Source organism: Streptomyces sp. 6-11-2 (assembly GCF_006540305.1).
Taxonomy (GTDB): Bacteria; Actinomycetota; Actinomycetes; order Streptomycetales; family Streptomycetaceae; genus Streptomyces.
This window is the reverse complement of the sequence record NZ_BJOR01000001.1, coordinates 6500749-6514337: the sequence shown is the minus strand read 5'-3', so window position 1 is coordinate 6514337 and position 13589 is coordinate 6500749. Positions and strand designations below refer to the sequence as shown.

Here is a 13589-nt window from a genome sequence, read left to right as displayed (position 1 = left end):
ATTCGGGAAGGTACGCCCTCCGCATGCCTTCCCGGAACCGATCCACAAGTCCTGAGCATTGCTCTGAGAGATCAGCACCGGGCCTGATCTGCTGTATGCCTCCGCTTTGGGAGCAACCTCTTGCCCCCACCTGACTCGCCTGGGTGCCGAGTTCCACGAGTTCTCCCCCACCGAGTGCCGCTTCACCGGCCCGCAGCGGCTGACCGGCCAGAGGTGGAGGCCACCGACATCCGCACAGGGTCCGCCCTGCTCATCGCCGGCCTCACCGCTCGCGGCGTCAGCGGGAGTGTCCTGGCGCGCCCTCGGCGCAGCCGCTTCCGGTTGCGGCCGACGTACGGTTGAAGTACCGAGGGCATCACGCACTCCGGCCGCCATGCCGGGTCGTCCTCGGCGAGAGACGAGTCCGGGCCGCCCCAATCGTCGGCGCGGAGACGGGTCGGCATCATGTCCGCCGCGGTCGAAGCAACTCCGCGCGAGCTCATCATGGCTGGGGCCGCACTGAGCACCCGCGCGGGTCCGCGCCCCCACCAAGGGGAGGCGTGATGACCCTTTCCCGGCTGGACATTCATAGGCGGAACCGAGGGGAGCGGACGTTCGTCACGCTTGCCGGTGACATCGGGCCGGCCACGACGCCGCTGCTGCGGGCCGCGTTGGAGCAGTGTCTACTGGACGGTGTCACCGTGATCGACATCGACCTGACCACGGTCGGCTCCTGCGACGCGGGGGGCCTGGACGTCCTCCAGTCGGCATCACGGCGCGCCGGCCGGGTCCACGCCTGCCTGAGGCTGCAGCACCCGTGCGCGCAGATCACCCGGCTCCTCGATGTCACCGGATCCACTTCGCTGCTCCTTACCGGCCAGGTGAGTCCCGTGCCGCCCACCGCATCCGGCGACCTTCTGAGTACCGCGCCGCGGGCGCCCGGGGACCCCGCTCGTCGGCCGGATCAGCCGGTCCTCAAGGACGGGATCCGGCTTCGCCGGCTGACCCGCTGGCAGGCCGAAGACATGCACGAGGACATCGCGGACCTGGCTGCGGAGTCCGTCGCGGGCACCCCCGGCGAGGCGTACCACGACCGTGGAGACTTCCTGCACCGCCTGGCGGTCACTGCCCACCGCCCCGGCTTCGCCCTGCTGGTCGCAGAGACGACGGTGCTGGTCGGTTGCGCCTTCGGTTTTCCGGTGGGTCCTGACGGTTCCGGCCGGCGGGGGTTCGACGGAACGCTCCAGGGGATCATCCAACGGCTCACCTCCCGCGCACGGTTCGTCGTCCTCACCCAGGTGGTGGCCCATCCGCACGCTCAGCACCGCGATATCGCCCGCCGCCTGCAGCAGCGTCTGCTCACAGACCTGCACTCCTGCCTCGGGGTCACCCTGCTGCATCCTGTCGACCAGGCAGGACAAGCCGCCTTCTCGTCCTGGGGTTGGCAGAACATGGGTGAGGTCGTCGGGCTGCCCGGCGCCGTCGCCCCCTGTGTGCTGACCCTGTCCGTCGAAGGGCTGGCCTTGGCACGCCGATGATTTGGCAGAGGGGCGATGAGCCGGCGGTCGTACCGGCCGGCTGTCTGCCTCTCCGCAATGGCTGCGCACCAGGCCGCCCGCCACGGCCGGGAGTAGCCTGACACGTACCGAGAGCTTTCGGGCGCACGACCACGGCGGCGCCGTTCCCGGCGAGTGGCAGACACGGGCGGCCGGAAGCCGCCCGGAACGGGATCGCACGATGAACGCCATCACAGAGCCCGCCGAAGGTACGGCACCAGATGAAGGCCGCTCCTACCGGATGCCGTTGCCCCGGCTGCGCCTCACGCCGGGCGTCAGCCATGGCCCGCTGGACGGCGCGTGGTGGCCGCGCTGCGCCGAACTGGAACTGGAGCTGCCCGCGCTGGTCGGCTCCTTGGATCCGAGCGTCGGCACCGTCACCCACGTCACCGTGGGGACCGCCACCTGGCCCGATGCCCCGCAGGAGGTGATGGCGCCCGGCCACGTGATCGAGGTGGTCCTGACCGATCTTGCCGCCGAGGTGCATGCCATCACCGTGGACTGCGGCACCGTGGGACGCTGGGAACTGCTGGTGATCCCCCCGGACGAGCCGGCCGGAGCCGCCACCCGGCTGCTGACCGCTGCCGCCGACCCCGGGAACCCACTGTCGGCTCCGCGCCTGCTGGCACTCGTCGAGAGCGGCCTCGACGGACAAGACACATGGGAGTCGGAAGGAGGGTCCGGACTCAGATTCAGTGAGAGGCCCGATCCGGACGGACCCGGGTGACGGGGCCAGTCCCGGGGCATCTACGACCCGTCGATGGAGCGATGACACTGGCAGACCCTGCACCGTCCCAGCCCGCCGCTCCGATCGACTCGGATCATGGCGGGTGAGGGGATGACGGCCGGACAGCGCGCGGACCGCTCCGAGAGCTTCGGGGAAGCTCTGCTGGGCGAGGTCCTCGATCGCGAGCATGAGGGCCATTGGTCGCTGACGTGGTGGAGCGGCTCGGGGGTCGCCGGCCGCAGGTGCTGCTGCAGGACTACGGCCAACTGCTGCTCGTCCCCCTGCCCGGCGACGGCCTCACGGACGGGGAACCGCAGGTGATCGACGACTCCGAGGAGGCGGGCCGCTGCTTTCTCGACGCTCACCCCGTCGAGCTGCCCGAGGACGACGGCGTGCGAATCCTGCTGCCGCTGCTGGACGGCGGCGATCAGGTCGGAGTCATGGCAGTGACGTTGGACAGCGTCGATGAACACGACCGCCGCATGCTGCGCAGGCTCGCCGGCCTGGTGGCCGACCTACTGGTGACCAAGCACGGCTACTCCGACCTCTTCTTCGGTGTCCGACGCAGCGAACCGATGAGCGTCGCCGCCGAGATCCAGTGGGCCCTGCTGCCACCGCTGGCGATGATCATGCCTCGGGTCGCAGTGGCCGGGATCCTGGAACCCGCCTATGACGTGGCGGGTGACAGCTTCGACTACGCCCTCAACGGAGACGTCCTCCACGTGGCCGTGATCGACGCGATGGGACACGGCCTGGACGCGGCCACGATGGCGACCGTGGCCATCGGCGCCTACCGCCACGCCCGCCGCGCTGGCACCGGACTGCCGGAGATCTACGCCTTCATGGACCGCGCAGTGGCGGACCAGTTCGGCCCCGAGCACTTCGTCACGGCGCAGATGCTGCAGCTGGACACCACGACGGGGCATCTTCAGTGGGTCAACGCCGGGCACCCGTCACCGATGCTCGTCCGTGATCACCGCGTCACACTCCGGCTGACCGGTCCGACGACCCTCCCTGTCGGCTTCGGGGGTCCGCAGCCGCAGACGAGCGAGATGAAGCTGGAGTCGGGGGACCGCCTCCTCTGCTTCACGGACGGACTGATCGAGGAGCACAAGACCGGGGAGGACGAGTTCGGGGAGGACCTGATGATCGACTGGGTGAACCAGTTGGAGAGAACCGGCCGCGGAATCCGGGCGGTGGCGCGGTCCCTGTCCCACACGCTCAAGCGGGCGCGGGGCGGACACACCACGGATGACGCGACGCTGCTCCTGGTGGAGTGGCGCGGCTGACCTCACTCCGGCGGCACCTGCGCGCTTCGGATGTCGATGAGTATCTGATTCGCCTGGGTGACGTTGTCGGCCCGGACGGCCTGGGCCATCGCGGCGCGGGCGGCCTCGGGTGCTGTGTCCGGCGGAACCACCAGCAGCGAGAAGATGTCCTGGTCGCCTCGGGTGATCAGCACGGTGTCGTCGCCCAGCGGAAAGGAGTCGATGTGCACCACCCGGTCGTCGACGACGATCCGCGTCGGAAGCCCTTCCCAGGCCGTGGTGTCCAGCCCGACGCGCGTGAGGGGGCCGAGATGGCCGGTGAGGGCGCTGAGCAGCGCGGGCAGCTCGGCGGCGATGTCGCGCGACCGCGGCCACCACGCACCGTCGAGGACACCCTCGCGCGACTCCGTGGTCTCCAGCCGGAGCAACGCACACCCCGGCTGCACGGCCTCGTGAACACCGCTGGGCAGATGCCGGGAAACAGGCCGTGCATCGGAGCCGGTCATGAGGATCACCCGTCTTCGGGAATCGGGGCGATCACAGGACTCGCCTCGCCTTTTACACGCTACTCCTCGTGCCACGGGCGCCGACCTGCTGGGCACGGGGGTCAGCTCGGTCGGGGTGAGGTGCTTCTGTCCGAGGAGCCTGAGCTGGGCATGGCGGGTGCGGTCATGTCGAGCAGAAGCAGGGCGTCGTGGTCGGGAGTTCCGGGTTCGGCGGTGTAGACGCCGATGCGCTGGCCTGGGGTGCCCTCGACGTGCAGGGACTGGGCTGTGAGGGTGAGCATGCCGACCTGGGGGTGCTGGAACGTCTTGTGGGCGGGCTTGCGTCCGGTGACTTCGTAGCGTTCCCACAGCCCTGCGAAATCGGGGCTTTTGAGGAGGAGTTCGCCGACGAGGGTGGTCAGGTCGGGTGCGTCGGGGGCGGTTCCGGCGATGGCGCGCAAGCGGGCGACGCAGGCGGTGATCTGCCGGTCCCAGTCTTGGAAGAGGTCGCGGGCCGCGGGGTGCAGGAAGAGGTAACGGGCGAGGTTGCGATGCTTGGCCGGCCAGTCGTCCAGGCCCGCGTAGAGGGCGAGGCCGCCGGGGTTCCAGGCGAGCATGTCCATGCTGCGGCTGATGACGTAGGCCGGATTCGGGCGCAGCGATTCGAGCAGCAGCTTGAGGTGGGGGCGCACGGTGCGGCTCGGGGCGGGCGGGGGTTCGGGGGCGTAACGGGCAGCCCGGGCAGCGAGCTCACGCAGGTGCTGGTGCTCCTGGTCGTCCATGTGCAGGGCGCGGGCGAGCGCATCGAGGACGGAGGGGCTGGGGCGCGTCTCTTTGCCGCGTTCCAGGCGCACGTAGTAGTCGATGCTGATTCCGGCGAGGGTGGCCAGCTCCTCGCGGCGCAGGCCAGGGGTGCGTCGGATGCCGGCGCCGACGGTGAGGCCGACGTGTTCGGGCCTGGTCTGGGTGCGGCGGGCGCGCAGGTAGCGGCCCAGCTCGGCTCCCTCGCTGTTCGCGCTCTCGGATGCCATGGCTCCAGTCTCGCCCGCCGGCCAGCCGCTGCACGGGTCGGTGGGGGGGCCCTGTCATTACCCCCGAAGAGCCCGCCCTGCCACCCACACGCAATCCGGGACAAGGTGAATGAGGAAGACGCGGCACCCCCGCCGCTCGAACCACAGCAGGCTTCGGGCCCAGGTGAGGGGCTGCGCAACGACATGAACCGGAGAGAGCGAGATGCGGTACATCAAGCCGCGTGACCTGGAGCTTTCCCGGATCGGGCTGGGTGCGATGGGGATGTCCCACGGCTACAGCGGTTCCGGCACCGACGATGCGGAGTCGATCAGGACCGTGCACCGGGCGCTGGGGCTGGGTGTCACGCTTATCGACACCGCCGAGATCTACGGTCCCTACACCAACGAGGAGCTGCTCGGACGGGCGCTGAAGGGGCGCCGGGACCAGGTGGTGCTGGCCACGAAGTTCGGTCTGGTCTCCCACGGGGGCGAGGGCGCCTGGAACCTGGACTCCAGCCCGGCCAACATCCGCGCTGCCGTCGAGGGCTCCCTGAAGCGGCTGGGCACCGACCACATCGACCTCTACTACCAGCACCGGGTCGATCCGAACACGCCGATCGAGGAGACCGCCGGCGCCGTCGCCGAGTTGATCGCCGAGGGCAAGGTGCGCGCCTTGGGTCTCTCGGAGGCCGGCCCGGACACGATCCGCCGCGCCCACACCGTCCAGCCGGTCACCGCGGTGCAGTCCGAGTACTCGCTGTGGACCCGCGGCATCGAGAAGCAGATCCTGCCCGTTCTGCGGGAGCTGAACATCGGCCTGGTGCCGTTCTCCCCGCTGGGCCGGGGTTTCCTGACGGGCACCGTCCACTCCACCGACCAGTTCGACGCCTCCGACTTCCGGCGCGGCAACCCGCGCTTCACCGGCGAGAACTTCCAACGCAACCTCGCAATCGCCGACGAGGTGCAGGCCGTGGCCGCCGCGGTCGGCGCCACGCCCGCGCAGGTGGCGCTGGCCTGGCTGCTCGCCCAGGGTGACGACATCGCCCCGATCCCCGGCACCAAGCGGGTCAGCCGCGTCGAGGAGAACACCGCGGCCGACGCCATCACGCTGACCGACGAGCAGCTCGACAAGCTTGCAGCCTGCCGCCCGCCGCCGGCGACACCCACACCGAAGCCCAGGCACAGATGCTCGAACGCTGATCTCGTCCCCGGCGCGACAGCCCACCTCCCGTTTGGAGTAACCCCCTCTTATGCGTGCAGCAGTGATGTACGGAGCCGGAGACGTCCGCGTCGAGGACCGGCCCGACCCGAAGACATGAGTTCCTCAGCGTCGTCGAGGAGACCGGCGCGGACGTGACCAGCCTGAAGGCGGGCGACCTGGTCGTCGCCCCGTTCACCTACAGCGACAACACCTGCGACTACTGCGCCAAGGGCCTGCACATCTCGTGCCGCAACGGTGGCCGGTACGGCTTCGACGGCGTCGACGGCGGGCAGGGCGAAGCCGTCCGAGTTCCGCATGCGGACGGCACCCTGGTGAAGCTGCCGGTGGCCGCCGACTCCGCGCTGCTGCCGTCCCTGCTGGCGCTGTCGGACGTGATGACCACCGGCCACCACGGCGCGGTCACCGCCGACGTCGGCCGCGGGGATGCGGTGCTGGTCGTCGGGGACGGCGCGGTCGGCCTGTGCGCGGTGATCGCCGCCAAGCGGCTGGGCGCCGAGCGGATCGTGCTCGCGGGCCGGCACGAGGCGCGCACCGGCCTGGGCCGGGAGTTCGGCGCCACCGACGTCGTCGCCGAGCGAGGCCAGGAGGGCATCGCCCGCATCCGTGAGCTGACCGGCGGCGTGGACAAGGTGATCGAGGCCGTCGGCACCCGCCAGGCTCTGGACACCGCCCTGGGCGCGGTCCTGGACGGCGGCACCATCAGCCGCCTGGGCGTCCCGCAGTACGAGCAGGGGCCGATCGGCCCGGCCGAGTTCATGCGGAACATCACCCTGACCGGCGGGGCCAGCCCGGCCCGCGCCTACATCGAGCAACTGCTGCCCGACGTCCTCGACGGCACGATCGCCCCCGGCCGCGTCTTCGACCAGACCTTCCCCCTCAACCGGACCCCGGACGCCTACCAGGCCATGGCCGACCGCCAGGTCCTCAAGGCACTCATCCGCCCCTGACTCCCCCCTCCCACCCGCACAGCAAAGGACTTCCGCTCATGCAGTACGTGACCTTGAACAACGGCATCGAGATGCCGCTTCTCGGCTTCGGCGTCTACCAGATCCCCGCCGAGGACACCGAGCGCGCCGTCTCCGACGCGCTGGCCGCCGGGTACCGCCTGCTGGACACCGCCGCCGCCTACGGCAACGAAGAGGCCGTAGGCCGCGCCATCAAGGCCAGCGGCATCGCCCGCGAGGACCTGTTCGTCACCACCAAGCTGTGGGTGCAGGACGCCCCCGCCGAGAACAACACCCGCCGTGCCTTCGAGACGTCACTGAACAAGCTGGGCCTCGACTACCTCGACCTGTACCTGATGCACCAGCCCTACGGCGACGTCTACGGACAGTGGCGCGCCATGGAGGCTCTCAACCGCGAGGGCCGGGCCAAGGCGATCGGCGTGGCCAACTTCTACCCCGACCGGCTGCTCGACCTGATCGTCAACAACGAGATCACCCCGGCGGTCAACCAGATCGAGACCCACCCGTTCTTCCAGCGCACCGACTACCAGGCCCTGATGCGCGAGCACGGGGTGCAGATCCAGTCCTGGGGCGGCTTCGCCGAGGGCAAGAACGACCTGTTCACCAACCCGCTGCTGGCCGAGATCGGCAAGGAGTACGGCAAGTCGGTCGCCCAGGTCGTGCTGCGCTGGCTCACCCAGCGCGGCGTCATCGCCATCCCCAAGTCCGTGCGGCCCGAGCGCGTGGCGGAGAACATCGACGCCTTCGACTTCGAGCTCACCGACGACCAGATGGCGCAGATCGCCACCTTGGACACTGGCAGCTCGCTGTTCTTCGACCACCACGACCCCGAGATCGTCACCTGGCTCGCGGGGCGCCGCCTCGACGCCTGAACCGGACAGACCCCGAACAGAGCCAGCCCGCACAGGGCAGCAGAACTGGGAGCCATCTGGGAGCCAACCCGCTCCCCAAGCCCCTTCGAGACCATCCGAGACCACCGCACCCCAACGCCCTGACCAGGCAAAACAGCAAACCGCCCGGTGGCGATCATGACCGAACCTCATTCGGGACGAAGAGGTCGTGGGTTCAAATCCCGCTACCCCGACGCCGTAGTACCAAGTCAGGGGCCTGATCCGCTTAGCGGGTCGGGCCCCTGGGTGGTTTCTGGGGCACTCTTGGGAGCCGTTTGGGAGCCAAGGACGGGAGACGGCTCCCAAAGCTGCTCGCAAGATCACGTATTCGCTGAACGGTCGCTCTCGCCGGTCGCAGACGCTCGCCCCCCGCCCTCGGGGTCCTGAGTGAGCGGTGGCACAGCAAAGAATCGTGGCTACTACCAGCCCAGCGTTTCCTGACTCGCCGCAGCCAGTGATGCAGGTGCCATGCCGAGGCCCACGACAGGGAGCACGGGGCGCGGATGCAGAGTGTCGGCGCTGGTTATTGACGGTTCCGGGCAGGGGCGCCCGGCTCGCTGTCGGTGGATGCTGATGGCGAGCGGGCGGGCAGCGATGTGGTTGTGGGTGTCGTTCGTCTCCGGTCGGTCATGTGGGAGGGGCAGGGCCGTTTCTCGGCTGCCGGTCATTCCTTCGCGGCGCTTGGCCGCATGGAGCATTACGACGTGCGGCAGGCGGGGTCAATCAAAACCGCGACCGCGCCGTGTGGGGGTCAGACAATTGCCCGGCCTCGCGCCTGCCGCGTCCGGGCTGCTCATCCCGCCTGCTCGGCCAGGGAGCGGGCCAGCGCGCGGATGTGCCCGTCGCGCAGGCCGTAGTAGACGAGGGTGAGCAGTTTGCGGGCCGCGGCGACCTTGGCGATGTTCTTGCCGCGGCGGGCCTCGATCCGGGCCCGGTCTCCGGTGATCTTGGGAGTGGCCTTCCGCTGGATCGCCTCCACGGCCGCCCAGCGGACCAGCCTGCTGCCCTGCTTGGTGACGTGACCGCGCCGCACCAGGGTGTCGGACTCGTAGTGGCGCGGGGTCAGCCCGGCCCAAGAACACAACTTCTCGGCGGAGGCGAACCGGTGCACGTCGCCGATCTCCGCAACCAGGACGGCGGCCAGCACCGGGCCGACGCCGGGTAGCCACAGGATGGCTCCGCAGCCGGGGTGCCCGCGCAGCCGGCCGGCTATGCGCTGGTCGAAGATGGCTACCTCGGCGTCGAGGATGTCGATCAAGTGCAGCAGGGAGGTCACGCGCTGGGCGTAGGCGCCGGGCAGGGGTGTCTGCTCCAGCCGACTGCGGCCGTCGAAGCCGAACAGGTCGGAGACGGCGATGAGCACGCCGGCTTTTGCGAGCACGGCGTGGACCTGTGCCTTCAGGCCCGAGCGCAGCGCGACAAGTTTGGCCCGGTAGCGCACCAGTTCGCGAAGTTCCCGCACGTCGGGCGGGGCGATCCAGGACTCCGGCAGCCGGCCCATGCGCAGCAGGTCGGCCAGGTCCGCGGCATCGCGGACGTCGTTCTTCACCCGCCGGTAAGCGAAGCCCTTCACGCCCAGCGGGTGGGCGAGATGGACCTCGGCCCCGGCGGCCCGCAGTGCGTCGACCGCCCAGTACCAGCCGTAGGTGGCCTCCAGCACCACGTCCGGGCGGCTCCCCGCCTTCTCGATCTCAAGCCCCAGCGCGACCGGGTCATTGAGGATACGCACCGTGCTCAGTTGCTCTCCCTCAGCAGTCTGTCGCACGATCACGGACCGCCTGCGATGCAGGTCGATGCCGACGTACTGGTGTCCGTCATACTCACTCACCAGGGGCCTCCTTCGCCGTGACGAACGTGAGCACCCGGGACCTACCCGGGAAACCCACGGGGTGGAGGCCCCGCCCCTTCATCGCATCAAGAGCTGTGGATCGGTGGGCGGAGGTGAGGGCGAGGGTGCCCTCGTGCTGTCGTGATTCCATCGATGGTTCGGTGAGTGCCGAACTGTCCGGCCGATAGCATGCGGAGTCTTGTGCGGGAGATGCCCGCGCTGGTGGCGCCGGAAGCAACCCGATGTCGGAGACGGACCTGAAGCAGCAGCTCGCCGAGCGGTTCCGCGAGGTCAACGGCGACCATCCAATGACCGACGCAGATGACGTATATGTCAGCGCGCAGTTCGTTGCCCTGGAGGAACTGTGCGCAGTCCATGGCCGCGATGCCGATGCGGTCCGCCGGCTGATGCTGGGGCAGTATCTGCCGCTTCCGGGATATCTGCGCTCCAACGGTGCTGAGATGGTGCCGGCCGACCTGTTCGCTCTCGCCGACGAATCCGGCGGCGTAGAGCTGCTCGAAGCGTGGTTCACCGCTCACTGGGCCGACCCGATCACCGGGAAGGCGGAGTGGAATGCGTATCTCAGCGGACAGTACGTGTGTCTGCATTCGGTGACCCCGGCCGCCATTCAGCGCAAGGATTTGCATCGACGCCGTGCGCGCCCGCTTCTCGCGCCCGTGACCCGGAGCCATGGGTAGCGTTCTGCGGATCGGTTGCGGTCGTTCATGCGGCGCGGACTTCGGGACGTTCGACGAGGTGGCCGCGTTCGAAGCGGGCGCCGGCGCGGACGAGGGCGACGAGGTGGGGTGCGTTCACGGCTCGCCACCGCTGCTGGGCGGACTCGACGAGCTTGAAGACCATCGCCAGGGCGGCGGTGCGGGAGCCGGCACCTCGGGTGACCTTGGCCCGTAGGCGGACGGTGGCGAACGTGGACTCGATCGGATTCGTGTCGACGCCCTCGCTGCCATACTCGCCGAGGCCGAGGCCGCAGGACACGACCCCCAGCAACTCCTCCAGCAAGCCGCCGATCAGCGAGCTCTGGACGATGCTCGCCACCCAGCACGGGTCCTGACCTGGCGTGTCCAGCGTCTCAGCGCAAGGCCGGTGCCCAGCGCACGTGCCCGTGCAGCGCAGGCCCGCAGCGCAGCGTGGCGCCCTGGCGAACCAATACAGGCAGCAACGGCTGCGCCGCCCTCGCAGGCGCCGCACATTCGGCGACGCTGATCACACCCGCTCGGGCAGCCTGGGGGTGAGCAGCTCCAGCGCTTCCTCCCAGCGGAAGCGGTCGGCCCCGCCGCCGACCTTTGGCCGGTGGGGCTCGTACGAGCCGATCAGGACGCCCATCTCGCGCAGCCGGTCGAGGCTCTGTCCGTACGCGGGGTGGGCGGCCTGCGCCGAGTTCACGTACGGCAGAACGGCGGTGGGGATGCCGAAGCCGTACGCCTCGCACAGGATGCCTAGGGCGAGCGTGTCGGATATCCCTGCGGCCCATTTGTTGACCGTGTTGAAGGTCGCCGGGGCTACCGCGATGGCGTCGGCGGGCGGCAGCGGACGAGGATCGCCGGGGGAGCGCCACGCAGAGCGGATCGGGTAGCCGGTCTGGGCCTCGATGGCCGTGGCATCCATGAAGCCCAGGCCCTGCGGGGTGGCGATGACGCCGACGTCCCAGTCCACCTCCTGGGCGGCCGTGATCAGCTTGCCGACGTCGCCGGCGACTCCGGCGGCGCACACGACGACATAGAGGAACGGCTTCTTGGTCTGCTGGTCGGGCTGGTCGCTCACGCGGGGACTCCCAGTTGACGGCTGAAGTGGTGCAGTGCAGGCAGGGTACGGCGGCGATCGCGGGCGGCCATGTCGGCGACCAGCTCCCGGACAGCGGGGCGGCGGATGTCCTGGGCCGCGCAGCTCTCGGCGATGCGCAGCGCCTGGTACCCATCGGCGATGCGGCCCTGCTGGCTATAGGAGCGGGCGGCGTCGACCCACAGGGCGGCACGGCGCTCGGGGACCGGGATGTGCCGGCGCATGAGCGGCCGGGCTGTTTCCAGGGCGATGCCTGTGTCACCGAAGGAGACAGCTGCGCTGACCTGATGGAGGGCGACGTTGGTGGGGCTGAAGTTCGCCCAGGCGTCGGGCCGGTCGAAAGCGACGTAGCGAGCCACCTCTCGGGCTTCGGTGAGGAAGTCCTCGGTGGTGTCGCGGTCTCCGTTCCTGCTGGCTGCGGTCGCGCCACGGAGCAGAAGCAGGCCGACCGCTGCCAGGTAGCGCGGCGACCGCTGGTCGTAGGAGCCGGTGAGCTGGTCGGCGGTGTGGCGGATGATGTTCACGGCCTGTGGTGTGTGCTTCTCGCGGACGAGGACGTGGGCGTGAACGCGGACGCTGGCGGCGAGGACGACGGGGTCTCCAGATCGCTCCGCCTCGGCCATGGCGCGACCGGCAGCGAGCCAGGCGTTGCCTTGATCCGCTCGCTTCAGCAAGAGGCTCACTGACGTCTGGTACGCGGTCGCGAGCAATCCGGATGCCTCAGCCGTGCCGGATGAGCCGCCGGCTGCCTGGCGCAGGTCGGCGATCAGTCCCGGCAGGGTGCGCTCCAACTCGGTGTAGTCGCACGTGCAGAACAACCGCCGTACGGCCCGTGTCCGATCGCGCAGCCCATTGATGTCCAAGGCTTGGCCCGTGGTCGCTGGACTGGCACTGGGCAGCAGGACCTGAACCAGATCGTGATGCGCTGCGGCGGGCGAAGGCGGAACCGTGAGCGCGGCAACGCCCGCGGCAAGGAAGGTACGGCGGTGCATGTCCTCTGCCTCAAGGTCCGAGGTGCTGGTACTCGACGCGGCAGCGAGGCCAAGGCGGTGCAGCGGAATGTCCAGCGCTTGTGCGACCTCGCGCAGCATGCGGACATCATCGGTACCCCGGCCACTCTCCAGGCGGCTCACCTTCGACTGGTGATACCCAAGTGCGGCAGCAACGTCTTTCTGCGAGCGCCGCTGTAACACGCGGGCTTGACGGATCACTTCTCCGATCCGTCTCGCCTCGCTCTGTGCCTCGGCCATCTGTGCCACGGCTCCTCCTGCCGTCGCCGATCCTGCCTGCTCAACCGAGCGTAACCGAGGGGCGATTGGCTGTGATGCAGCTCCTGCATAAGTGATGCAGCTCCGGCACACGGCCTGGCTCCGCTGGTGCCTGGCGCGGTTGCGTGGAGAAGCCGCACCGATCCAGGAGGTCACTCATGGAAGTGCACCAAGTCCGTTTTCCCGTCTCCGGCACACCTGCTGCAGCTACGGCCGCACGGCGGCAGCTCGCGGGCGCGATACGGAACTGGGATGCGTTCCTGGGGCCGGAACTCCTGGACACGGCGGAGTTGGTGGCCGCCGAGCTGATCACGAACGCGGTACGGCACGCGGGACACGGGCCGATCTTGGCCGGCGCGCGCCTGAGCGACGCACGTCTGCTGATCGAGGTGACAGACACAAGCCCTGACGTCCCGCAGGTCGGTCTGCCCGCCATGGACGAGGAAGGAGGACGCGGCCTGTTTCTCGTCGCCGCGCTCGCGGATCGCCACGGATTCGATCAGGTGTCACGAGGCAAGCGCTGTTGGGCCGAGTTCAAGGTGAGCACCCCCTGCCAGCCCTCACAGCGCCCTCCCTTGCAGAGGAGTTGAC

10 protein-coding genes and 6 pseudogenes are annotated in these 13589 nt (G+C 69.5%); 10 read left to right on the top strand and 6 right to left on the bottom strand.

Features of this window, described 5'->3' with window-relative positions; translation table 11 throughout:
* Nucleotides 1-124 precede the first annotated feature (124 nt).
* From TNCT6_RS41145 to TNCT6_RS28995, 4 genes and pseudogenes are all read left to right on the top strand, one after another.
* Nucleotides 125-282 (top strand): annotated as a pseudogene (locus TNCT6_RS41145) (UDP-N-acetylglucosamine 1-carboxyvinyltransferase); the annotation flags it as partial.
* 260 nt (nt 283-542) lie between these two features.
* Nucleotides 543-1517, top strand: a complete 975-nt coding sequence (locus TNCT6_RS29005) for an STAS domain-containing protein (protein WP_141363676.1) — start codon at nt 543-545, stop codon at nt 1515-1517.
* A 199-nt stretch (nt 1518-1716) separates the two neighbouring features.
* Complete coding sequence (locus TNCT6_RS29000) at nt 1717-2262, top strand: DUF5994 family protein (protein ID WP_253266256.1); 546 nt, start codon at nt 1717-1719, stop codon at nt 2260-2262.
* A gap of 111 nt (nt 2263-2373) precedes the next feature.
* Nucleotides 2374-3551, top strand: a pseudogene (locus tag TNCT6_RS28995) (PP2C family protein-serine/threonine phosphatase).
* Nucleotides 3552-3553: 2 nt separating this feature from the next.
* Here TNCT6_RS28995 and TNCT6_RS28990 read toward each other — a convergent pair.
* Both TNCT6_RS28990 and TNCT6_RS28985 read right to left on the bottom strand, forming a co-directional pair.
* On the bottom strand, nt 3554-4036 hold the full coding sequence (locus TNCT6_RS28990; RefSeq protein WP_172633077.1) for a DUF5994 family protein: 483 nt from the start codon (nt 4034-4036) through the stop codon (nt 3554-3556).
* A gap of 101 nt (nt 4037-4137) precedes the next feature.
* On the bottom strand, nt 4138-5046 hold the full coding sequence (locus TNCT6_RS28985) for a helix-turn-helix transcriptional regulator (RefSeq protein ID WP_141363672.1): 909 nt from the start codon (nt 5044-5046) through the stop codon (nt 4138-4140).
* Nucleotides 5047-5248: 202 nt separating this feature from the next.
* Here TNCT6_RS28985 and TNCT6_RS28980 point away from each other — a divergent pair.
* The 3 genes and pseudogenes from TNCT6_RS28980 (at nt 5249) to TNCT6_RS28970 (ending at nt 8084) form a co-directional block, all read left to right on the top strand.
* Nucleotides 5249-6225 (top strand): annotated as a pseudogene (locus tag TNCT6_RS28980) (aldo/keto reductase).
* 50 nt (nt 6226-6275) lie between these two features.
* Nucleotides 6276-7194 (top strand): annotated as a pseudogene (locus tag TNCT6_RS28975) (zinc-binding dehydrogenase).
* Nucleotides 7195-7232: 38 nt separating this feature from the next.
* Nucleotides 7233-8084, top strand: coding sequence for an aldo/keto reductase (locus tag TNCT6_RS28970; protein ID WP_141363670.1), 852 nt, complete (start codon nt 7233-7235; stop codon nt 8082-8084).
* Between the two features lie 811 nt (nt 8085-8895).
* On the opposite strand, the gene TNCT6_RS28965 is transcribed toward TNCT6_RS28970, so the two are convergent.
* Nucleotides 8896-9930, bottom strand: a complete 1035-nt coding sequence (locus TNCT6_RS28965; RefSeq protein ID WP_141363668.1) for an IS110 family transposase — start codon at nt 9928-9930, stop codon at nt 8896-8898.
* A gap of 242 nt (nt 9931-10172) precedes the next feature.
* Here TNCT6_RS28965 and TNCT6_RS28960 point away from each other — a divergent pair, with 242 nt between their 5' ends.
* Nucleotides 10173-10628 carry a DUF6058 family natural product biosynthesis protein gene (locus tag TNCT6_RS28960; RefSeq protein ID WP_253266255.1) on the top strand — a complete coding sequence of 152 codons (456 nt, stop codon included), beginning with the start codon at nt 10173-10175 and terminating at the stop codon, nt 10626-10628.
* Between the two features lie 25 nt (nt 10629-10653).
* Here the strand turns inward: TNCT6_RS28960 and TNCT6_RS28955 are convergent.
* Nucleotides 10654-10878, bottom strand: a pseudogene (locus TNCT6_RS28955) (IS256 family transposase); the annotation flags it as partial.
* Nucleotides 10879-10881: 3 nt separating this feature from the next.
* Between TNCT6_RS28955 and TNCT6_RS41140 the strand changes: the two are divergent.
* Nucleotides 10882-11154, top strand: a pseudogene (locus TNCT6_RS41140) (mobilization protein); the annotation flags it as partial.
* Here the strand turns inward: TNCT6_RS41140 and TNCT6_RS28945 are convergent.
* Nucleotides 11155-11712, bottom strand: coding sequence for a flavoprotein (locus TNCT6_RS28945; RefSeq protein ID WP_141363666.1), 558 nt, complete (start codon nt 11710-11712; stop codon nt 11155-11157).
* Nucleotides 11709-12980 carry a helix-turn-helix domain-containing protein gene (locus TNCT6_RS28940; RefSeq protein WP_141366879.1) on the bottom strand — a complete coding sequence of 424 codons (1272 nt, stop codon included), beginning with the start codon at nt 12978-12980 and terminating at the stop codon, nt 11709-11711. Before TNCT6_RS28940 ends, TNCT6_RS28945 begins: the two co-directional genes overlap by 4 nt.
* 176 nt (nt 12981-13156) lie before the next feature.
* On the opposite strand from TNCT6_RS28940, the gene TNCT6_RS28935 reads away from it, so the two are divergent.
* Complete coding sequence (locus TNCT6_RS28935) at nt 13157-13588, top strand: ATP-binding protein (protein WP_141363664.1); 432 nt, start codon at nt 13157-13159, stop codon at nt 13586-13588.
* The last annotated feature ends 1 nt before the right edge of the window (nt 13589 follow it).